The sequence below is a fragment of the Actinomadura opuntiae genome (genome assembly GCF_030283205.1).
Lineage (GTDB): Bacteria > Actinomycetota > Actinomycetes > Streptosporangiales > Streptosporangiaceae > Spirillospora.
The window spans coordinates 392129-413962 of sequence record NZ_JASNWF010000008.1 but is presented as its reverse complement, the minus strand read 5'-3'; the positions used below and the strand labels follow the sequence as shown (position 1 = coordinate 413962).

At 70.1% G+C, this 21834-nt stretch carries 20 protein-coding genes; 9 read left to right on the top strand and 11 right to left on the bottom strand.

Features of this window, described 5'->3' with window-relative positions; genetic code table 11:
- Positions 1-393: 393 nt before the first annotated feature.
- The 3 genes from QP089_RS20120 to QP089_RS20110 all read right to left on the bottom strand — a co-directional run bounded on the left by QP089_RS20120 (position 394) and on the right by QP089_RS20110 (position 3292).
- Entirely contained in the window at positions 394-900 is a 507-nt protein-coding gene (locus QP089_RS20120) for a TetR/AcrR family transcriptional regulator (RefSeq protein WP_353070594.1), read from the bottom strand.
- A 90-nt stretch (positions 901-990) separates the two neighbouring features.
- Entirely contained in the window at positions 991-1992 is a 1002-nt protein-coding gene (locus tag QP089_RS20115; RefSeq protein ID WP_285913241.1) for an alanine racemase, read from the bottom strand.
- A gap of 82 nt (positions 1993-2074) precedes the next feature.
- A complete protein-coding gene (locus tag QP089_RS20110) occupies positions 2075-3292 on the bottom strand; it encodes an ROK family transcriptional regulator (RefSeq protein WP_285913240.1) in 1218 nt (405 codons plus the stop codon).
- Between the two features lie 152 nt (positions 3293-3444).
- On the opposite strand from QP089_RS20110, the gene QP089_RS20105 reads away from it, so the two are divergent.
- The 3 genes from QP089_RS20105 to QP089_RS20095 all read left to right on the top strand — a co-directional run bounded on the left by QP089_RS20105 (position 3445) and on the right by QP089_RS20095 (position 5722).
- On the top strand, positions 3445-4569 hold the full coding sequence (locus QP089_RS20105) for a sugar ABC transporter substrate-binding protein (protein ID WP_285913239.1): 1125 nt from the start codon (positions 3445-3447) through the stop codon (positions 4567-4569).
- 192 nt (positions 4570-4761) lie between these two features.
- Positions 4762-5193, top strand: coding sequence for an Rrf2 family transcriptional regulator (locus QP089_RS20100; RefSeq protein WP_285913238.1), 432 nt, complete (start codon positions 4762-4764; stop codon positions 5191-5193).
- Between the two features lie 112 nt (positions 5194-5305).
- The gene (locus QP089_RS20095) at positions 5306-5722 is read left to right on the top strand and encodes a nuclear transport factor 2 family protein (protein WP_285913237.1); all 417 of its coding nucleotides are present in this window, start codon (positions 5306-5308) and stop codon (positions 5720-5722) included.
- 62 nt (positions 5723-5784) lie between these two features.
- Here QP089_RS20095 and QP089_RS20090 read toward each other — a convergent pair whose 3' ends face one another.
- Entirely contained in the window at positions 5785-6396 is a 612-nt protein-coding gene (locus QP089_RS20090) for a TetR/AcrR family transcriptional regulator (RefSeq protein WP_285913236.1), read from the bottom strand.
- Positions 6397-6517: 121 nt separating this feature from the next.
- On the opposite strand from QP089_RS20090, the gene QP089_RS20085 reads away from it, so the two are divergent.
- Positions 6518-7990, top strand: coding sequence for a carotenoid oxygenase family protein (locus QP089_RS20085; RefSeq protein WP_285913235.1), 1473 nt, complete (start codon positions 6518-6520; stop codon positions 7988-7990).
- Between the two features lie 75 nt (positions 7991-8065).
- Here the strand turns inward: QP089_RS20085 and QP089_RS20080 are convergent, their stop codons facing one another.
- On the bottom strand, positions 8066-9043 hold the full coding sequence (locus QP089_RS20080; protein ID WP_285913234.1) for a GlxA family transcriptional regulator: 978 nt from the start codon (positions 9041-9043) through the stop codon (positions 8066-8068).
- 162 nt (positions 9044-9205) lie between these two features.
- On the opposite strand from QP089_RS20080, the gene QP089_RS20075 reads away from it, so the two are divergent.
- From QP089_RS20075 to QP089_RS20060, 4 genes are all read left to right on the top strand, one after another.
- Positions 9206-9853, top strand: coding sequence for a dihydrofolate reductase family protein (locus QP089_RS20075; protein ID WP_285913233.1), 648 nt, complete (start codon positions 9206-9208; stop codon positions 9851-9853).
- A gap of 49 nt (positions 9854-9902) precedes the next feature.
- Entirely contained in the window at positions 9903-11342 is a 1440-nt protein-coding gene (locus QP089_RS20070) for a DJ-1/PfpI family protein (RefSeq protein WP_285913232.1), read from the top strand.
- A gap of 5 nt (positions 11343-11347) precedes the next feature.
- Positions 11348-12571: a flavin-dependent oxidoreductase gene (locus tag QP089_RS20065; RefSeq protein WP_285913260.1), complete on the top strand. Its 1224-nt coding sequence runs from the start codon at positions 11348-11350 to the stop codon at positions 12569-12571.
- A 246-nt stretch (positions 12572-12817) separates the two neighbouring features.
- Complete coding sequence (locus QP089_RS20060; RefSeq protein WP_285913231.1) at positions 12818-13594, top strand: oxidoreductase; 777 nt, start codon at positions 12818-12820, stop codon at positions 13592-13594.
- A 40-nt stretch (positions 13595-13634) separates the two neighbouring features.
- Here the strand turns inward: QP089_RS20060 and QP089_RS20055 are convergent, their stop codons facing one another.
- The 6 genes from QP089_RS20055 to QP089_RS20030 form a co-directional block, all read right to left on the bottom strand.
- Positions 13635-14531, bottom strand: coding sequence for a LysR family transcriptional regulator (locus QP089_RS20055; RefSeq protein WP_285913230.1), 897 nt, complete (start codon positions 14529-14531; stop codon positions 13635-13637).
- Between the two features lie 175 nt (positions 14532-14706).
- On the bottom strand, positions 14707-15642 hold the full coding sequence (locus QP089_RS20050) for an MBL fold metallo-hydrolase (RefSeq protein ID WP_285913229.1): 936 nt from the start codon (positions 15640-15642) through the stop codon (positions 14707-14709).
- A 43-nt stretch (positions 15643-15685) separates the two neighbouring features.
- Positions 15686-16348, bottom strand: coding sequence for a TetR/AcrR family transcriptional regulator (locus QP089_RS20045; RefSeq protein ID WP_285913228.1), 663 nt, complete (start codon positions 16346-16348; stop codon positions 15686-15688).
- Positions 16345-17166, bottom strand: coding sequence for a creatininase family protein (locus QP089_RS20040; RefSeq protein WP_285913227.1), 822 nt, complete (start codon positions 17164-17166; stop codon positions 16345-16347). Before QP089_RS20040 ends, QP089_RS20045 begins: the two co-directional genes overlap by 4 nt.
- A gap of 124 nt (positions 17167-17290) precedes the next feature.
- Positions 17291-19342 carry a right-handed parallel beta-helix repeat-containing protein gene (locus QP089_RS20035; protein ID WP_285913226.1) on the bottom strand — a complete coding sequence of 684 codons (2052 nt, stop codon included), beginning with the start codon at positions 19340-19342 and terminating at the stop codon, positions 17291-17293.
- Positions 19343-19454: 112 nt separating this feature from the next.
- Complete coding sequence (locus QP089_RS20030) at positions 19455-20567, bottom strand: MFS transporter (protein ID WP_285913225.1); 1113 nt, start codon at positions 20565-20567, stop codon at positions 19455-19457.
- Between the two features lie 102 nt (positions 20568-20669).
- On the opposite strand from QP089_RS20030, the gene QP089_RS20025 reads away from it, so the two are divergent.
- On the top strand, positions 20670-21755 hold the full coding sequence (locus QP089_RS20025) for a DUF5937 family protein (RefSeq protein WP_285913224.1): 1086 nt from the start codon (positions 20670-20672) through the stop codon (positions 21753-21755).
- Positions 21756-21834: the final 79 nt, after the last annotated feature.

Below are 21834 nucleotides of genomic sequence, written 5' to 3'. Positions count from 1 at the left end.
TGCTCACCCGTCCTTTCTGGAGCCTCGGCATATGACAGGTCGTACCACGCGACCCTGGCGTTGTGGGAGCCGGTGATTCCCGCCGACGACTGCCACCTTCAGCGCGCCCGTCGACGCCGCCACCGTGCTCGGCGTAGAGGATTCCTGCCGTCGCGGATCAAAAGTGGAGATCGCGCGGCGCGCGCCATCGCCGGGACCACCCGGCACCTGATGGCCGAGCCGGCGGCCGCGGTGCAGGCGATGCGGCTCGGTGACCGCCGCGAGCCGATGCTGCGCTCCGGCGAGGACGAGGAGCACCTGGCCCGCCCGCTGCAGACGATTCCCGCCCGAACGGCAAGTCGACCGTGTCGCCGAGGTTGGCGCTGTCACGGGGGTGGAGGTTGGCGGGGCTGGTCAGCTTCCCGGTTTGGGTGAGGCTGCCGTCTGCGACATCGCCGGTGATGCGGCGAAGAGCGCATGGACCGCGGCGCGGACCTGGGCGGCGACCACGTCGGGGGAGGAGACGTCGAGCTTACCCTCGAGGTGCAGGAACGCAAGGCCGTGGACGAGCGCCCAGATGCTGGTCGCCAGCGCGTCCGGGTCGACGTGGGGGAAGGTGTTGTGCACGATGCTGCGGACGTATTCCCAGATGCCGATGGTCGCGCTGACCCGCTCCTCGTTGTTCGGGTCGCAGCGCTCGGTGAACATCACCCGGAACAGCGCCGGGTGGTCGAGGGCGAAGCGGACGTAGGCGACGGCGACCGCTGCAAGGTCGTCGGGGGCCTCGGGGGAGGGGTGCGCGGCGGTCAGATGTTCGGCGAGTTCGCGGTAGCCCTGCGCGGCGACCGCGGAGACCAGCGCGTCGCGGTCCGCGTAGTGGCGGTAGGGGGCCGTCGCCGACACGCTGGCCCGCCGGGCCACCGCCCGCAGCGAGAGCGCGCCACTGCCGTCAGGCCTGTGCCGAGATCGGACTGACGGCCGTCTGATCCTCGCCCGGCGGAAGCGCGGCGATCATTGCCAGCCGCGCATGTCGACCGGCCATTGCTCAAGTACTTGTGCGCCGTCGACCAGATAGAGGGTGTCGTGGAGCGTCACGGTCGGGTCGACATGGGCGGGCAGCACACGGATGAGGTCGCCCACCGCGGGACGAGCGCCGTCTTCGGTGTTGAACGTGGTGTGCTCGTCGGAACAGAACCAGACTTTCGCGCCTTCAATGCTCGGCAGCCCGTGGTCGAGGCTGAGCGACTTCAGCCCGACGTCGACGACGGCCCATTCGGGGGATACCGAGATGACCCGGCCCAGGACGGACAGAGCCTGCTGGAACGGCTGCCCGAGCTTTCCGTACGCGGTGTCCATCAGGGCGTAGGAGCCGGCCTGGATCTCGGTGGCCCAGGTGTTGACGGCGTAGGTGCCGGTTCCGCCGGCGCTGATCAGGTCACCGCCGACGTCGGCGCTCGCGGCGAGCAACTGCTCCATCGCCTGTTCGGTTCGTTCCCGACGCTCCTCCTGCGACTGCACGAGCATGAGGTGTCCCTCGTAGCCCATGACTCCGCGTACGGCCAGTCCGGTCTTTCGGGCGAGGTCGGCGAGGGACCCGGCGTCGGCGGGCGGGCAGCCGCAGCGCGGCAGCCCGACATTGACGTCGATGATGACCTCGCGTACTCCGCCGGCAGCGGCCGCCTCGATCGTCTCGGCCGAATCCATGGCGACCGTCACCCGGTGTCCATCCTGGGCGAGGCGTCCGAGTCGGCGGGTGTCGAGCACCTCGTTCGCGAGCAGGAGGTCCTCCCCGAGACCGGCCGCGGCCATGGCCTCGACCTCGCGGATCGTCGCGCACGTAAAGCCCGGGTGTCCGTTGGCGTGCTGGAGCCGGGCCAGGCTCGTGCACTTGTGCGCTTTGACGTGCGGCCGGAGCCGCGGCCCCGGCAGCGCCGCGCTCATCGTGTCGAGGTTGTGCCGGAGCGCCGCCTGCTCGACCAGCAGCGCGGGCGTCTGAAGTTCGTCGATCAGCACGTGCTCTCCCCGCCGGTCCGGTTCTCCGTGTTCGCTTTCCTAATTGCGGCTGATCCTCGCAAGCCAGCGCCGCGTCCTGCGTTCAATGGGCCGGCGCTTCTTTTGAGTCGAAGCGCGGGGCCAGGAGGTGGGCCGACGTCTGACGGGTCGCGAGGACGATCGCGCCGAACACCTCGGCGCGGTCGCCGAGGCGGCTGCCGGTGACGGTGATGCCCTGGTCGAGCGGCGGGGGCAGGCGGTGGAGCAGCACGTCGCGGATCCCGTCCAGCAGCGGGCGGCCGACCGCGCCGACCTCGCCGCCGACGATCACCATCTGCGGTTCGAGCATCGCGCAGATGTCCGCCAGCGCCCGTCCGATCATGTGGCCGGCATCGACGACCACCCGCCGCGCGCCCGGATCGTCGGCGGCGAGCAGGGCCACCAGATCGGCGATGGTGGTGTCGGGGCCGCGGGTGCGGGTGAACGCCGCCGTGAGCGCCCGCGCCCCGACGACGGTCTCCAGGCACCCGCGGTTCCCGCAGCGGCAGACGTAGCCTCCGTCGACCACGGCGATGTGGCCGAGCTCGCCCGCGGCCCCGGTCGCGCCCTGGTAGGGACGGCCGTCCAGGATCAGGCCGGCGCCCACGCCGTCCGACAGCATGACGTAGATCAGGTCGTCGACGCCGTGCCCCGCGCCGAAGGTCCACTCGGCGAGGGCGCCCAGGTTGGCGTCGTTGCCCACGTGGACGGGCAGCCCGATGCGCTCCCTCAGGCGTTCCGCGACGTCGACATCGGTCCAGTCGGACAGCATGGAGGGCAGGCTGAGCGTGTGCGACCGCGACCGGACGGGAGCCGACACCGCGACGCCCATGCCGAAGACGCGCCCGGCGTCCCGCCCGACCGTGGCGACAAGGTCGAGGGCGGTGCCGGCGATGAAGTCCAGGGCCTCGTCCGGCCGGTGGTCGACGTCGAGTTCGTGGTAGCGCTCGCCGAGCACGCCGCCAGACAGGTCGGCCAGCAGGACGCGGATGTCGGTGTGGCGGAGATGCACGCCGAGCAGCCCGCCGCCCTCCGGGTTCAGAGTGAGCGGGGTCGCGGGACGGCCCCCTCGGGGCGCGGCCGGCACCGAGCCGTCCGCCGCCTCGGTCAGCACGCCTTCGGCCAGGAGGGCGGTGACGAGGCCGGAGACGGTGGTCCGCGACAGGCCGGTCGCCCGGGCGATGTCGACCCTGCTGATCCGGCCGTGCCGCCGGACGGCGTCGATGACCAGCAGCCGGTTGCGCGACCGCAGTGAGGTGAGGGAGCCGGGCGCGTCGTCCATGGCCGCAACCCTAAGGGGTTTATCCGCACTCCGTTCAAACTATGGCCGTTTGTGGTCTCTTTTGTCCTTGACGCTGATTAACCGGCGTTTCTACAGTTCAGCAAAGCCGGCGGCCAGGCGGGGCCTGGCCTCCCACCCCCCTTGGAGTTGGCGTGCGCAAGAAGACATCGGCGCTGGTCGCCAAAGAAGCCGTTCTCCGCAAAGGGATCGTCTACCTGACCGCTGTGACGGCGGCCGCGGCGGTCACCCTTTCCGCGTGCGGGGACGGATCCGACGACTCGAAGGGCTCGTCGAGTTCGTCGGTGAAGGGAAAGGTCGGCGTGATCCTGCCCGACACGACCTCGTCCACCCGGTGGGAGAGTTTCGACCGGCCGTACCTGGAGCAGGCGTTCAAGGCGGCGGGCGTCCAGTACGACATCCAGAACGCGGAAGGCTCGACCCAGCGGTTCCAGACGATCGCCGACCAGATGCTCACGAGCGGGGTCAGCGTCATGCTCGTGACCGGACTCGACTCCAACTCCGCGGCGGCGGTGCAGCGCAAGGCCCAGGCGCAGGGCGTCAAGACCATCGACTACGACCGGCTGACTCTGGGCGGAGTGTCCGACTACTACGTCTCCTTCGACAACGTCAGGGTCGGCGAGGAACTGGGCAAGGGCCTGCAGAAGTGCCTGGGGGACAAGCCGGCCAACATCGCCTACCTGGACGGCTCGCCGACGGACAACAACGCCACGCTCTTCGCGCAGGGCGCGCACAACATCCTGGACAAGGTCTCCAACTACAAGAAGGTGGCCGAGCAGCCCGTCCCGGACTGGAAGCCGGAGAAGGCGGCGACCATCTTCGAGCAGATGTACACCGAGCAGCACGGCAAGATCGACGGCGTGCTGGCCGCCAACGACAACCTCGGGAACGCCGCGGTGGCGGTGGTCAAGAAGAACGGGCAGGGCGGAAAGGTCGCCATCACCGGCCAGGACGCGACCCTGCAGGGGCTGCAGAACATCCTGGACGGCTCGCAGTGCATGACCGTCTACAAGCCCGTCAAGCAGGAGGCGGACGCCGCCTCCAAGCTCGCCATCTCCTTGTTGAAGGGGCAGAAGGGCGAGACGAGCGCCACCGTGAAGGACCCGCAGGGCAAGCGGGACGTGCCGTCGGTGCTGCTGATCCCGATCGGGATCTTCAAGGACAACGTCAAGAAGGTCCTTGACGACGGCTTCGTCAAGGCCGCGGACCTGTGCAAGGGCGCCTACGCGTCCAAGTGCAAGGACGCCGGCATCCAGTGAACCCGGGCGCCCGACCGTGCAGGGGATAGGTCCGCCGATCGCCGAACGCCGTCATCACCCGTGATCTCGTGCGTGCTCGCCGACATGGACAGGAACGTGAGCCGCTCCGGCCGGCCTCGCAGAACTTGCCGCCTGTAGTTGTAACAACTATTGTTACGACTAAAGCCGGGGGCGAGGGAGGTGGAGTCCGACGTGAGCGCCAACAGCAGACTGACCATCGCGGTGCATGCCTTGACGTGGATCGGGCTCTATCGGCGGCGCGGCCACGAGGTCGCCACCTCCGAGCAGATCGCGACGAGCGTCAACACCAACCCGGTGGTGATCCGCCGCCTGCTGACCGAGCTGAGCAAGGCCGGCTTGGTCGATTCGCGGCGGGGGGCGGGGGCGGGGTGGATGCTCGCGCGGGACCTGGCGGCGATCACCCTGCTCGACGTCTACCAGGCGATCGAACCGGGGCCGCTCTTCGCCTTGCACCGCGCGACACCGGACCCCGAGTGCGTCGTGGGCCACGGCATCGGGCCGGCGATGACCGCCGTGTACGACGACGTGGAGGCCGCCCTGCGCAGGGAACTGGCCAAGACCACGCTGGAGGACGTGCTACAGGACGTCTTGAAAGCCGCCTGACCTCGGATCGTCGACCTCCCTGATCGAGGGGCCGCCCCACGCTCACCGATGTAACAAAAACGGTTACATCAAGAAGAGCGCCCGAGGAACGAAAAGACAAAGGACAAGGACGATGGCAACAGATACTCAGACCTCGCGGACCGTGGCCGAGAAGTTTTTGGAGCGCCTCGGCAGGCAGGACCCCGACGGCATCCAGGAACTGTTCGCCGAGGAGATCGACTGGTACGTCCCCGGCAGTGACGCGCTGCCCTGGACCGGGCGCCGTACCCGCCGGGAGGAGGTCGCGCCGTACTTCACCACGATGTGGCCGCACTTCGCGCACGACAGGAGCAAGGTCGTGCTGGAACGCGTCATCGTCGACGGTGGTGACGTGATGCTGCTGGCGGTCTTCACGCACACCGTCGTGGCCACCGGCAAGGAGTTCACCACACCGGCGGCCATGCATTTGGTGGTGGAGGACGGCCGGATCGTCCGCATGCACCTGTACGAGGACACGCTGACCGTCGACAAGGCCTTCAACGCCGGCTGAGTGGAGAGCGTTCCGGGACCTGATCGCCGACGACCTGAATGCACTGCTCACCTGCATTGCGCTCAGTCGTCGGCCGCCGGGGGGTTCGGGTTTCGCGGGCGGAGGCCGTCGAACACCAGGTTCAGGATGTCTTCGACCTGTCCGGGCGTGTTCGGACGGGTCCCCAGCAGCAGGCGGTAGTAGAGCGGGGCGTAAATGAGCTCGACGACGTCGTCCAGCACGGCGTCGGCCCGGATCTGCCCCTGCTGCTGCGCCCGTTCCAGCCGGCGCCGGCAGCCCTGGACGCGGGGGTTGACCAGCGTGTCCAGGATGGCCTGCGCCGCCGACGGCTCGGACTGCGCAGCACCGATGACCTCCCGGTATGTCGAGGACTGCGTCGTCTGGAAGTACTTCGCGACGGCGACCATCTGGTCGCGCAGGTCGGCGTAGATGTCGCCGGTGTCGGGGAACTCGGTGGACGGCGCGCTCTGCCGGTCGATCGCCTCGACCAGCACCGCGGCCTTGGACGGCCACCACCGGTAGATCGTCTGCTTGCCGACCCCGGCCTCCTTGGCGATCGCGTCGACGCTCGTCTTGGCGAACCCCTGCTCTCGGCACAGTTTCAGCGCGGCGTCGAGGATCGCCTTGTGGGAGCGCTCGCTCCGGTAGCGCCGGTTCGCGGATTCGGTGGTCATGACCAGCGAGTCTATAGGAAACGAGACGACTCGTCTTGACCGGGGGGCGGCCAGGGCCTAGCCTCCATGGGAACGAGACGTCTTGTCTCGTCACCTTCGGAGGTGAACGACGTCCCAGCAGATGTCCCGCCGCCACGCGTTGGCCGCCGGCCTCGCCGCCGGCACGGCGTTCGGAGCCGCCGCCATGGGCGCGGCACCGGCCATGGCGACCCAGTCCGCCGCACCCGCCGGACGCAAGCGCGGCAGCGGAAACCCCTTCCTCGAAGGCGAGTTCGCGCCGGTCCCGTTCGAGGTGACCGAGTTCGACCTGACGGTCACCGGCACGGTCCCCAAGGACCTGACCGGCCGCCTGCTGCGCAACGGCCCCAACGTGCTCGGACTGGAGGACCCGCTCGCCCACCACTGGCTGGTCGGCGACGGAATGGTCCACGGCGTCCAGCTCCGCGACGGCAAGGCCGAGTGGTACCGCAGCCGCTGGGTCCGCGCGAAGGGCACCGCCGAGAAACTCGGCGAGCCGGTACGCGGAGTCCCCGCCGAGACCGACTTCGCCTCGAACATCAACGTGATCGGATTCCGCGGCAAGACCCTCGCGCTACAAGAGGGCACCGCCCGTCCGCAGGAACTCACCGACGAGCTCTACACGGTCGGGCCGTGCGACTTCAACGGCACATGGGCCGGAACCATGTCGGCCCACACCAAGCTCGACCCGGGCACCGGCGAACTGCACTCGGTGAGCTACGACGAGAGCACCGACTACGTCCAGTACGTCGTGATCAGCGCGGCCGGCGAAGTGAGGTCGACCCGCAAGATCCCGATGGGCGGGACGATCCTGATGCACGACTTCGCCCTCACCGAGAAGTACGTCGTCCTCTACGACCAGCCGATCATGTTCGACCTGGACGCCATGGAGCACGGGCAGAAGATCCCCTGGGTCTGGGACACCAGGCGCCCCAACCGGGTCGGCTACTTCCCGCGCGCCGGGGGAGCGGTCACCTGGATCACCGTGCCTCCCTCCTACATCTCGCACACGCTCAACTCCTACGACAGCGGCGGCGACATCGTGGTCGACTTCGTGGAGTTCCCCGCGCCGTTCAGCGCCGACCGGCTGTCGACCAGCGCGCCGCCCGCGCTGGTGCGCTGGACGATCGACCGGGCCCGCGGCCGCGTCCGCCGGACCCAGCTCGACGACCGGCCGCAGGAGTTCCCCCGGGTTCCGGACGCGCGGGTCGGCCGCAAGCACCGGTACGGCTACACCGCCGCCACCGCCGACTTCCTGAAGGCCTACGGGCACGGCTCGACCCCCGACTCGGCGTTCAGCAACGGCCTGGTCAAGCACGACCTGGCCACCGGACGGTCCCAGTTCCACCGGTTCCCGAAGCACGCGAGCGCGAGCGAGGCGGTCTTCGTCCCGCGTTCCGGCGCCCGCGCCGAGGACGACGGCTACGTCCTGTCCTACGTCCACAACCCCGACCGGAACGCCTCGGACCTGGTGATCCTTTCGGCGCAGGACTTCACCGGCAAGCCGGTCGCCCAGATCCACCTGCCGAGCCGGATCCCGCTCGGGCTGCACGGAAGCTGGATCGCCGCCACCTGAGAACGAGCCGTGCGGTGCCGAGCGACCGGACGCCGCACGGCCGCCCCCACCCCGGACCCCGCGACGATCACCGGTTCATCGAGGGCCCGGCTGCCGCACCGAGTGGTTCGCGCGGTAGCGCGAGGGCGCGGTCCCGTACTGGTCGACGAAGGCTTGGCGCAGCGTCTCGGCCGTCCCGAATCCGCAGCGTCGTGCCACGCTCGCGATCGGGTGCGTCGTCGTCGCAAGCAGGTGAGCGGCCGCTTCGGTGCGGGCCTGGCGTACGTAGCGACCCGGGGTGTGGGCGAGGTGCTGGAGGAACAGCCGGGTGAGGTGGCGCTCGCTCACCCCCGCCAGCCGGGCCAGGGCGGCGGTGCTCAGGTCGCCGTCGAGGTTCCCGGCGACGTGGTCGGTGATCTGCTGGACGAGGCTGTGCTCGGGGTGCGGTGCGGCGGCGACGAACATGCTCATCTGCGCCTGGTCGCCCGGCCGCTGCAGGTAGGCCACGACCAGTTGCGCCACGCCGCGTGCCAGTTCCGGCCCGTGGTCGTCCTGGATGAATGCGAGCGTCAGGTCGAGTGCGCTGGTGACGCCGGCGGAGGTGGTGATGTTGCCTTCGCGGATGTAGATCGGACCGGGGTCGAAGGCGACCTTCGGATACCGCGCGGCGATCTTGTCGGCCCACATCCAGTGGGTGGCGGCGCGCCTGCCGTCGAGCAGGCCGGCCGCGGCCAGCACGGCGGAGCCGGTGCACACCGACGCGACCCGCCGGCTCTCCTTGGCCAGCCGGCGCACATGGCCGACGAAACGGGCGTCGGCCGCGGCCTCGTGGTAGCCCAGGCCGCCCGACACGATCAGTGTGTCCAGCGGGCCCTTGAGCCGTTCGAGCGCTTCCTGCCCCTGCAGCGTCATCCCGTCGGTACAGGTGATCGCCCGCCCGCCCGGGGTGGCCAGGAGCACCCGGTAGGGCGGCGTGGCGCCCCAGTTCGCCTCGTTCAATGTCGATGTCACGCAGGCGATGTCGAGTAACTGCGCCCGGTCGTATCCGACGACGACCATCAGCCGTTCGTCCACCCTCAGGACCCTATGTCGCCGTGACAGGAGTACCAAGTTTTCGGACATTGTCGCGATGTTTCATTGCCGCCCGCGAATCGGCCCCCGAGGGTGAGGTCACACCCGGAGGCATCAGTCCATTGCGGACGCCGGCCGGGTCTCGATCGTCGAAGGAGCACTGTGATGTCCGATGTTCGTGTGCACAACTTCTCGATCTCGCTCGACGGCTTCGCCACCGGCGCGGGCCAGGCTCCCGACGCCCCGTTCGGGCACGCCGGCGAACGCCTGCACGAATGGATGTTCGCCACCCGCTTCTGGCACCAGATGGGCGGTGGACGGGGCGGGAGCACCGGCGTCGATCACGCCGTCGCCGCACTGCACGGGCCCGGGATCGGCGCCGAGATCATGGGCGCCGGCAAGTTCGGTCCACCCGGCTGGCAGGACGACCCCGGCTACCAGGGCGCGTGGGGCGCCGACCCGCCGTTCCACACCCCGGTCTTCGTGCTCACCCACCGGCCGCGGCCGCCGATCGAGATGGAGGGCGGCACCACGTTCCACTTCCTGGACGCCTCGCCCGCCGAGGCGCTCAAGCGGGCCCGCGAGGCGGCCGACGGCCAGGACGTGCGCCTGGGCGGCGGGGCCTCGGTGATACGCGACTTCCTCACCGAGGGACTGGTCGATCACATGCACGTGGTGCAGGTCCCGATCCTGCTCGGCCGCGGCGTCCGGCTCTGGGACGGCCTGGAGTCGCTGGAGGACGCGTTCGACATCGAAGCGGTCTCGACGCCCTCGGGCGTCACCCATCTGACCTTCACGGCCAGGAGCCGGTGACCGCGATGCGATCGAGCCTCGGGCAACGGGCTTGGGGTCGGGTGACGTCGTGAGAAAGAAACGGGTCTTGCGGGTCCTCGGCCGCGGGCTGATCGTCCTTGTGGCCTTGTTCCTCGTCCCGGGCGTGGAGTTCCTCATCAGCGCACGGAGTTTTGCTTCCTACCGGTACGCGCCACCCGCGGCCAAGCGCCTCCCCGCCGTGGCCCCGCCCGTGCATGCTCCGGGCAAGCCCACCGTGGCGATCGTGGTCGGCAACGCGGGTGCCAACGTGGCCGACACGCTCGTCCCCTATGACGTTCTGGCGAGCACGGGGAAGTTCAACGTCTACACGGTCGCACCCGAACGCCGCCCCCTGCCGCTGCTCGGGGGGTTGGACCTGGTCCCGGACGTGGACTTCGTGCAACTGAGCCGGCGGCTGGACGGCAGAGCGCCGGACGTCACCGTGGTGCCGGAGATGCCGTCCGACAAGGACAGCGACCGCCGCGTCATCGCCTGGCTGCGGAGTACCGCGAGCCGCGGACTGGTGATGAGCGTGTGCACCGGAGCCCGGCTGGTCGCCGACGCCGGTCTCCTCGACGGCCGCGAGGCCACCACGCACTGGTACCGGCTCTCGGGCCTGCAGGACGCGCATCCTGCGGTGCACTGGCGGCGCGGAGTCCGCTACCTCGACGACGGAAACGTGATCACCACGGGCGGGCTGCTGTCCTCGGTGGACGGGACGCTGCGGGTGATCGAGCGGCTGGCCGGCGCGGACACCGCCGCCGCGGCCGCCCGGACCGTCGGCTGGCGCCACTACTCTCCCGGCGTGCCCGCGAGCATGCCGAAATCGCGGCTGTCCCCGTCCAACGCGATCGTGCACCTGCTCAACCTCGGCTACCGCTCGAGAACCAGCACGGTGGGGGTGGTGCTCACCGACGGCGTCGGGGAACTGGAACTCGCCTCGGTGTTCAGCCCGTACGCCGAGGTCAAGGCCGCCCGGACGGTCGCGATCGCGTCCACGGCCACCGTGCGCTCGCGGCACGGGCTGACCTTCGTCCCACGGGCACGCCTCGACGGCGCAGGAGACGACGTCGACCGTCTGATGGTCCCGGGCACCACCGCCGCGGCGAACCCCGACCCCGAGATCGCAGCCGCCGCCCGCCGCGCCGGCGTCCCGCTGGAATACCCGCACCGGCAGCCGGGTTTCGCGTTCGACCCGGTGCTGCGTTCCATGGCCCGTACGTTCGACAGGCCCACGGCCCGGTGGACCAGCAAGATCCTGGAGTACCGCTCCGCCGACCTCGGCCCGTCCGGCCCGAGCTGGCCGTGGACGCCCACCCTGCGCCTCGCGCTTCTCGGCCTGGTCGGCGTTGCAGCTCTGGCCGTCGTCCGCATCACCGCACGGCTGATCACGACCGGTTCGCTTCGCTCGAGAACCACGAACCGCGAAGCCGATGGATCGCCGGACGGTGGCCGCAACACCCTCGATGAGGACGAGGAGGAGCCGTGAAGGTCATGATCGTGGGAGCCGGGATCGGCGGGTTGTTCACCGCCTTGCGCCTGCACGCCGAGGGCATCGCCTGCGTGGTCTACGAGCGCGGCGAGCAGATCCGTGAGCTCGGTGTGGGGATCAACGCGCTGCCGTTCGCGGTCCGGGAACTGGGTGCGGTGGGGCTGCTGGACCGGCTGGACGAGATCGGGGTGCGCACCGGTGAGCTGATCTACACCCACCGGCTGGGGCAGGAGATCATGCGCAAGCCCTGCGGCCTGGCCGCCGGCTTCGCGCACCCGCAGATCAGCGTGCATCGCGGCCGGTTGCAGGGTCTGCTCCACCGCGCGGTGACGGAACGGCTGGGCACGGACGCGGTGCGCACCGGCCACCGCCTGGTCGGCTTCGAGCAGGACGCCGAGGCCGTGACCGCCCGGTTCGCCGACGGCTCGCACGCACGCGCGGACATCCTGGTGGGCGCCGACGGCATCCACTCGACCACGCGGTCGATCCTGTTCCCCGATGAGGGCCCACCGCGCTGGAGCGGCATGACGACCTGGCGCGGCGCCACCGACTGGCCCGCGTTCGGCACCGGCCGCACCATGGTGATCATGGGCGGCAACGCCGCCAAACTGGTCGTGTACCCGATCGCGGCGGGCGCGACTCCGGGCACCCGGCTGACCAACTGGGCCATGGGCGTCCTGACCGGCCGTCCCGGCGACCCGCCGCCCGACGAGCAGGACTGGACGCGTCCGGCCGACCCGGCGGCCCTGGCCGCGCACGTCCAGCGCTTCACCTGCGACCTGTTCGACCATGCCGCCATGATCGAGGCCACCCGGGACCGGTTCGAGTTCCCCATGTGCGACCGCGACCCCCTGCCCCACTGGACGCGCGGCCGCGTCACCCTGCTGGGCGACGCCGCCCACCCCATGTACCCGATGGGCTCCAACGGCGCCGGCCAGGCCATCCTCGACGCGGTGAACCTGAGCGCCCATCTCTCGGCCCATACCGAACCCGCCCAAGCCCTGCTCGCCTACGAGAACGACCGCCTCCCCGCCACCACCCGGATCGTCCTCCGCAACCGGCTCGGTGGCCCGGAACAGGTCATCGACGAGGTCGAACGCCGAGCCCCGGAAGGCTTCGACCGCATCGAGGACGTGATCACCCCCGCCGAACTGGAGGCCATCGTGGCCAGTTACGTCCAGGCCTCCGGCGGCACCCGCGACCGAGCGGACCGTCCCCGAGGCTGAGCCCCCGGCCTCACCCTCACGCCGTAGTGCGCGGCCAGGCGGACGCCGTCGCAGGGCGCAGACGGGGCGCCATAGGCGTTTCCTATAGCTGCTGCTGTCATTTCCTCTTTGCCTTGGGTTCTTTTGCGGGCTTACCGTGAAACGGCTCGACGGGGTATTCACCGCGATCCGTTTGAGGATGCGCGGTGTGCGTGCGTTGATTTCTTACGTCGAGCGGACTAACACGCGATCGAGAGGACCGAGGTTATGCCCACGATCGAGAACGGGTCGGGAACGCGAGAACTCGCAGGAAAGCGAGCCCTGGTCACGGGAGGTTCCCGCGGGATCGGAGCGGCCGTCGTCCGCCAGCTCCTGGACGCCGGCGCCGAGGTGCTCACGACCGCCAGGTCGGCGACGGCCACGACCCCGGAAGGGGCGTCCTTCGTGGAGGCCGACGTGCGGACGCGTGCCGGAGCCGAGGCACTCGCCGGGGCCGCGAAGGAGGTGCTCGGCGGTGTGGACATCCTGGTTCACAACGCGGGTGGAGCGGGGCCGTACGAGAGCGCCGCCGCCATTCCCGACGAAGTATGGCAGGACGCGCTGGACCTGAACTTTCTGGCGTCGGTGCGACTGGACTCGCTGCTGGCACCGGGAATGCGGGAACGGCGTTCGGGGGCGATCGTGCACATCTCCTCGGCCGCCGTCCTCACCCCGATGGGACCGTTCCTGCACTACACGGCGGCGAAGGCGGCCCTGGAGAACTACAGCCGTGGCCTGGCCTCGGAGTTGGCCCCGTCCGGAGTCCGGGTCAACGTCGTGAGCCCCGGGCGGACCGCCACTCCCGGCGGCATAGCGACGCGGGAGGAGTGGGCCCGCCTTGGCGCCGTACCGGGCGAGGTCAGCGCCGACGACACCGCGCCGCTGGGGCGCGACGGTGAGGCCGACGACATCGCAAATGCGGTGCTTTTCCTCATATCCGAGCGAGCCGGCTGGCTGACCGGGAGGAATCTCATCGTGGACGGCGGCGAATTCCCCATGAATTGATGCCCAGGGAATTTCCTCAGCGGAGCCCGCTTCTCCGCCGTCAGGACGCCGACGACAACGAAGCGGGTTCGGACCAGGTCTGCTCACGGAGGCATTCGAGCAGAGCCGTCCCCGCCGGACCTGCACGGTGCCGGAGCACGGCGATGACGGGCTGGGACACACCCGGGGACACCGGGCGGACGAGGTGCTCGTAACCGTGGGGCACCGCTGAGGCCGGAACGAGCGTCACCCCCAGCCCGTCGGCGGCCCAGCGCACGGCCGTCGGCGTCTGGCTCACGCGGGCGGCCGTGGCAGGAGCGAGACCATTGTCCCGCAGCACGTTCAGCAGCACGCCGTCGAGCGCGCTGCCGCGGTCGAACCTCACCCACGGCTCGCCCGCCAGGTCGTGCAGCTCGACGCGGTCCGCTGCGAGCAGCCGGTGCCCGGCGCCCAGCACCACGACGAACTCCTCGCCGCCGAGGTGGTGGGCGTCGTCGGGGCTCTGCTCGCACGCCGCCATCAAGGCCAGGTCCAGCAGTCCCCGGCGGCACAGCCGATCCAGCTCGGCGGAGCTCGGCTCCTCGAAGACGGTGGCCTCCAGCCCTGGGTAGCGGCGGCGCAGCGCGCCCAGGGCACCCGGCAGCTGCCGCGCGCCGAACCCCATCTGCGCCGCGACCACCAGTTCGCCGGTCAGCTCCTCCGCGCCGGCCCGCGCCGTCGCCTTCGCCCGCCGCGACGCGCTCACCGCGATCTCCGCCTCCCGCAGGAAGGCGCGGCCGACCGCGGTGGGCACCAGTCCGGTCGGGGTGCGCGAGAACAGTTCGACGCCGAGTTCCCGCTCCAGTCCGCGGATCTGCTGGGATACCGACGGCTGAGCGACGTGCAACAGCTCCGCGGCCGCCGTCACCGAGCCCTCCTCGGCGACGGCCAAGGCGTACTCGTATTGACGAAGGCTCATCGGCTCCCGCCCCCTCGCTGTGATGCCCCGTGGTCGATCCGCCGCATCATTGTAATGACGATTACAGGCCCGCCAGCCTTCCCACCACGCTCCAGGCCTTGAGGTTTTGACGGCAGCGTGGGCCGTCCTGCGCTCCAAAGGTGTCCAGGTCGCTGATGCGTCCTAGACGGCCTCGCTAACTGCCGCGTGGGAAGGCGGCCCAGGCGGTGATGGCGAAGCCGTCACCGTCCTTGCGGACCTCGGCGGCTCCGTGTCCCGGCCAGTGGGCGGGGATGATGAGCTCTCGCAGCTCGGCGGCGCGGGAGAGATAGGCGCGACGGGTCTTGGCCGCGAGTTGGAGGTCGTCGCAGAAGCAGCTGTTCCAAGCGGGTTCAAGGACTTGGACGGGGCTGTGCAGCATGTCCGCGACGAAGACGGCGCGGTCGGTGCCCGAGCGGAGGGTGAGGACGGACGAACCGGGGGTGTGGCCCGGTGCGGCCTCCAGCAGCAGGTTGCCGTCGATGCGGTGGGCGTCCTCCCACAGGACGGCCTGCCCAGACTGGTGGATGGGGGCGATGCTGTCCTTGAACACCAGTTTGCTGCACTCCCAGCGGATGCGTTCGTGGTCGTCGCGCGGCGCCCGGCGGCGGCGAGGGCTTTCCGGGTCGAAATAGAGATTGTCGGCGCGCGGTATCAGGTATGTGGCGTTGGGGAAGGTGGGCAGCCATTGCCCGTCGCGCAGTTCGGTGTTCCAGCCGACGTGGTCGTAGTGGATGTGGGTGTTGACGACGACGTCGACGTCCTCGGGCGCGACGCCGGCCTCGCGCAGGCGGGCGAGGTAGTCGGTCTTCAGCCCGGCGAACTGCGGGACCTGCGGGCGCTCCCGGTCGTTGCCGATCCCGGTGTCCACCAGGATGGTCTTTCCCTCGCTGCGCAGGACCCAGGTCTGGATGTGGCAGCGGTAGGCGTCGTCGGCCGGGTTCCAGAAGTCCGGCGCCAGCCACTCCTGGTTGTCCCGCCAGGTCTTCTCGTCGCTGTCGGGGACGATGAAGCGGGCGGTACGAATGGGGCCGGACCATTCGATGACGCGCGTGATCTCGACATCGCCGAGAGAAAGGGTGTCTGCGGGCATGACGGACACTCCGGAGAGAAGCCGAGGCGGATCGGTTGCAGATTCAGGCGGGTCGCGCCGGGCCGTGGGGCTCGGGGGCGTAGCGGGCCAGGAAGCTGATTACTGCTTCCTCGATCACCACCTCCGCGGAAGGCTGAACGGCAATCTCCTCCTCGAAGGCCATGACCCCCGGCCAGACGAGGAATTCCTGGACGAGGCCCATGAACTGGCGCGCCGCGAGGTAGGTGTCCGGGCATCGCAGACGGCCGTTGCGGACCAGACCGTCGAGGCAGTCGACGAACGCGGCGACGACCGGCCCCTTGCCCACCCGGTAGAAGTCGTCCGCGATCCACGGCAGACGCCCGGACTCGGCCACCACGAGCCGGGCGAAACGGATCTGGTCGGTCTGGGTGGCGAAGCGCTGGAGCGATTGGGCGAAGCCACGGAGGACCTCCTCGGCGCTCGCGCCGGCGTCGCACTCGATGAGCTGCCGGTCCGGGTCGGCGAACGCCGACCAGTGGTAGCGGACCGTTTCCCGGAAGACCGTCTCCTTCGAACTGAAGCGGTTGTAGACGGTCTGCCGTGAGACTCCGGCGCGCTCGGCGATCCGTTCCAGGGTGACCCCGTCGTAGCGGTCGGCCAGGAAGAGTTCCTTCGCCGCTGCGAGGATCTTCTCGTCGGAGGCCGTCCTGCGGCGTTCGGAATCCTTCCGCCGGTCCGCGCTCAACTGGCGCTCCCCGCTCGCACGCTGGTCTCCCGGGTCGTTGTGGTGCCGCCGTGGTCATCGGTCGGCGACCCCCACTGGATCAGCCAGTCGGCCATCGCCGCGGCGCAGGCGTCGAGCATGGCGTTCCCTTTCGCGGACGTCGCCGGGCGTGCGTCTCCGGCCACGCCGGTCGGCGTCACCGCGTCGAAGGGCCGGGACTGCTGCACGAAGTGGTCGGGACGCGACTGGAGGCTGATGTCCGGCCCGGTGGCCTCCGCGATGCGGGCGTGGTCCACGAGGTCGGGGTACGCGGCCATCATCATCGACGTCTCGCCCTCACAGGCGTGCATCAAGGTGTCGCGCGACTCGAGGATCTCCGCGATACGCCCCTCGGCGGCCGTGAAGTAGCTGGTCACCGCGATGTCGAGGTCGAGCTCGCGGGACAGCTCGTGACCTATCGCGCCGAGCGCGAGGACGTTGCCGCCGTGCCCGTTCACGATGAGCAGCCGCCGGAAGCCCGCGCGGCGCACTGAACCGCACAGATCACGAAGCAACGCATGGTACGTCGGGAGGGACAGCGTGAAGGTACCGCCGAAGCCCATGTGGTGCTCGGACAGCCCGCACCACACGGACGGCGCCACCACGACGGGTCGGCCGCGTTCGGCCATCAGCGCGGCGGTCCGACGGCACGCCTCGGCGGCGAGGAAGTCGTCGACCCCGGTGGGCAGGTGAGGGCCGTGCTGCTCGGTCGCTCCGACCGGGAGCAGCACCGGAGCCCCGGACGCCGCCCGCTGCCGCAGCACGCCGGCGCTCATCTGGTTCCAGAGGTTGGTGTCCATGCCGGTCCCCTCTCAGCCGAACTTATACTTTACAGTACAGTCCAACTTCGGGAGCGCGCAACCTGAGGTGGCGCCAACGGACGCGTCAGCAGCCGCAGATGATGGGGCGCGGTTCTTTGAGCCGTTACGGGAACTGCAGAGGGAAGGCCGCCGCCCGGGCGTAGAGCTTGTAGAGCTTGAACGGCCCTGCGAAGGACAGCCCGCAGGCGTTGTTGAGCATGCTGGTCGCCTTCTGGCCGCTCAGCGTCGTGCCGCGAGCCCCTGGATGATCGATCTGGCCGCCCATGAACACCGCCATCTTGGCCAGCATGTGGTCGCGCTGGTCGGTCGTCATCTCCTGCCAGGAATGGCAGGTCATCGCGGCGAGCATCGCGTCGTTGAGTTCGCTCGTCCCGGGGTGGTCGGGGTCACCGGCGGACGCCGTCCTGGACGCGGGCGGGGCGGTGGCCTTGGGGGTCGTGAACCAGGGGCACGGCCCGCCGGGCTTCAGATTGGACATGCAGGTGAGCAGTTCGAGTTCGTTGCCCAGGTTGCCGAACCCGATGCTGAGGAAGGGCGCCTTGCCGTTCAGGCAGTCCGGCAGGTTACCGGGGGAGCTGGTGACGGTGCCGTTGGAATACCAGCAGTTCCCGGAATTGCCGGGGAAGGCGTCCCACCAGAAGTCCACGCCGTTGCCGGTCATCTTGTTGCCGTAGAACTGGTTGCGGTGCGAGGTGGACAGCTTCAGCGGGTCGCAGCCCGTCATGGGCTTGTCGGCGCAGACGAACGCGTCCGGGACGGCGAAGAGCATGGCCCCGCGCCGCAGGTTGCCGCGGAAAGTGTTGTTCCGGACGACGTTGTCGTCACCACCGGCGATCCACATCCCGCTCCCCACCGGGACCGGCACGGTCGGCACCACGTCGCTGTCCGCCAGGTACGGGTTGAAGTTGTTGGAGTAGAAGTCGTTGCGCTCGACGAGGTCGCCCTGCTGGGGGAAACCGGGATGCCCGGCGGCGGTGAAAACGTCGGTGGTGAAGCCGAGGGCGTTGCCGTAGAAGTTGTTGTGGTGCACCCAGGTGGCGCTGCCGTCGGTGCCCGAGTAGCCGCTGGTGTTGTGGTGCGAGTCGCAGTAGCGGATCTCCTGGCTGTAGCGCGCGGTCGGGTAGACGCGCTCGTCGCGTCCGGCCGCGGTCTTCGCGCCCGACCCGGGATACAGCCCGGAGTCGCCGTTGCCGGCCGCCTCGCAGTTCTGGATCACGCCGTGGTCCTCGACGAAGGTGAGCACGCCGTACTCGCCCGCGTAGAAGGTCTTGAAGCTGTCCAGCAGGTACCCGTTGCTCTCGAGCACGTAGATGTCGTGCTCGTTGGCGTGCCGGACGGTCAGATTCCGCAGCACGAAGCCGTCGGCCCGGTCGGCGCGGATGCCCACGTCCTTCGCCGAGTTGCGCGGGCCGCCGTTGCCGGACGACGGGTCGCCGGCGTCCACGACCACGTCGTCGGCGCTCACGCCCGACCCTTCGAGCTGGAGGTTGCAGCGCACGCACGCGCCCCGGTTGGGGATGCCGTGCCGGTCGACGAGCGGCGGGTCCGGGTCCTTGCCGCCGCCGGGGGTCCGGCCGAGCACGGCGATCAGGTTGGCGTCGTTCTGGCAGGTGTACTCGCCGAGGTAGGAGTAGGCGCCCGTGCTGAGCTTGTACTGGTCGCACGCGGGGTCGTGGGTCGGCTTCTTCCGCGCCGTGGGCTCGGTGTAGACGCCCGGCAGCACCACGACCCGGTCGTTGTTCCGCGAATCGGTCACCGCGGGCTGGATCTCGCTGTACCGGCACCGGTCGAACAACGCCCGGTTGATCCGCTTCAGGTCCCGCGCCTTGGTGGCGCTGAGCGTCCGGTGGTCGTGCGGGCGGACGTTGTAGCCCGACTTCAGCGCCCGCTTGATCGAGGCGTCCAGCCGTGTCAGCGAGTCCTTCCGGCACACCACGCGGGTCGTGCTCCGCGGGACGGTCTCGACGGCCGACGCCAGGCTCCGCGGTGTCGGCACCTTCCCGCCCGCGCACGGGCTGACGGAGCAGTCGGGCCCGGGAGACGGCCAGTACGACGGCCGCTCGATGTGCGCCTGCGCCGCCTGCACCAGGCCCAGGACCAGCACGGCCGCGGCCGCCAGGAGCACCCACGACCTCTCGAGAAAGCGCAGGCCCATTCGGTACTCCCTCGCTCGGCGCTCCGCGTTGGCCCCCGAATGCTTGCTCGGTGACCATGGAACCACGATCGTCGAATCCGAGGAAGTCTCACAACCAGACTGATATCGATCTTCAGGTCCGGCGTCCCGGGTCCCCGTCCCTCTCGGTGGCAACGGCGGAAGCGGAGACGAGTGTCGCCGCGGCGAGGCTGCCCCAGAGGGCGGTCGGGCCGTGGGAGGCCAGAGCGGTGATGACCGCAGGGGAGACGGCGAGGCCGAAGCCCGTGGAGAGTTGGAAGCGGGAGAGGGCTCGTCCCAGGACATGGGCCGGGGCGAGTGCGGTGACGAGCGCGGTGGCACTGCCGGCGTAGATGATCTCGCCGATCGTGCAGACCACGGACACCGCGGCGACGGCCGGAGTACCCCGGCCGTGGCCCAGTGAGGTGGCCGCGAGGAAGCCCAGGTAGGACGCGGCGAGCACCACGCCGGAGAGGGCCAGCACGCTCCGCCGGGAGAAGCGGGACATCAGGACGGTGACCGGCACCTGCAGGCCGACCACCAGCACCGTGTTGGCCATGAAGACCGCTGCCGGCCACACCGGGGACGCGTGGAACTGCGTCACCAGGACCAGAGGAATCGCGATCTCGGGGACGTTGAGGCAGAAGACGTAGACCACGTTGGCGGCAAGCAGCGCGAGCATCCGGGGTGCGGGCTCGTCGTCCCGGTCCTTGGCCGGGGAAGTCTCCGCTGGACGTGCGTGCACGTGGACCGACCACGCCAGGGCGGCGTTGCGCAGGGCACGGGACGCGGCGAGGGCGGTGTCGCGTTCCCGGCCGTGGGCGACCGTCGCCACGAGGGCGGCGTGGGCGGCAGGCCATGCCTGGTTGCCGATGCCGAGGAAGAGCGCCGCCGCCGCGAAAGGCCAGACGTGCCCCGCCGGTGCGGCCAGCAGCAGCGCCACGCCCAGCACCCGCACCAGCATCGATGCCGCCACGACCGTGCTGCGTGCGCCGCGGTCCAGCCATCGGCCCACCGCGGGCATGCTCACCAGACCCGCGACGATGCCAACAGTCATGGCGGTGCCGGTGACCGGCGCGGACAGCCCCAGCACCGCCACGCCGTAGAGCAGCAGAAAGGGCCTCAACAAGCCGGTGCCTACCGCGTCCACGGCCAGGGCGACGGCATAGCGGGGGCCTCCGGAGGCGCGGACGAGGACGCCCGGCTGGATTCTGGTGATGGTTGCCATGGCGTCAGACGGTGCGTCCGACCGCCGAGGTAGGGCCCGTCAGTTGACGCACATCGTCAATCGACGCCGTAGCCAGGTCGTCCGGGCGGTGATGATGGGGGAATGACGCTGAGGATCGACATCAGCGGCCTGCCGTCCGGGCGAGTGCGGTTCGCCGCCTCCCCGCTGGCCGAGCTGACCGCGATGCTGCACGTGCTGGCCGCACCCGGTCACCACCCGCAGTTCGCTGGCTGGGCCGCGGACGTCTGGGCCGGGCTGCGGCCGGAGCTGGCCGAGCGGCTCACGGAGGCGGAGTTCCTCTGGCGTTCCTCACAGGCCGACTTCCTGATCCCCGCGCGACCCCGTCCGACCCTCGCCGAGGAGCTGGACGACGTGGACCGTATCGACGACGAGACATATGTGACCGCCGCGCTCGTCACCACCTGCGGCAGCAACCGGGTCCATTTCCCCGGGACATCGCCGCTCACCGACACGACCGCGCGCGAGCGAGCCCTGGACGTGGCCCAAGCCCGCGGCGCGCTGCAGGAGGCCTTTGCGGAACGGCTGCTCGCGGACCCGGCCGCGGTGCGGGCGCGGGTGCGCCAGACCCTCGAAGAATGCGCCGCAGCCTTCTTCGACGACGCCTGGGCGGGCGTCGCGGCGCAGCTCGCCACCGATCTGCGCCTGAAGAACGACCTGCTCAGGCGCCAGGGCGTCGGCGCGGCGCTCGCCTCGGTCTCCGGCGCGGTCACCCTGGCACCGGACGGCGACTGCATCATCGTGGACAAGGTGCAGGACAAGGCGACCGCCGCCCGCGACGCCGGGGTCACCTTCATCCCCAGCGTCTTCGGCCGCCCGCACCTGGTGGCGGTCCACGCGCCCGGGTGGCATCCGGTGGTGCAGTACCCCGTCGCCGAGCCGAGCCCGGCTGAGCCGGTCTCTCTGGAGACGGTCACCCTCCGGTTGGAGGCGCTCGCGCATCCGGTACGGCTGCGGCTGCTGCGCACTCTGGCCCGTGGCCCGCACACCACCGGCGAGCTGGCCCACTTCTGGGAACTCTCACCGCCGGAGGTGTCCCGCCACCTCGCCGTCCTGCGCCGCGCGGGCCTGCTCACGGCGCGTCGACACGGTCGTTACGTCCGCTACACGCTCAATCTGCCCGACGTGACGGCGTTGGGCACCGACCTGCTGTCAGCCGTACTGCGCTGAGCGTCAAGGAACCGGCTGAGCAGCTGACCGCCGACCAGTGCGATTCCGCCCCGCGCCGCCGTGGCCGCGGCTCCAGACG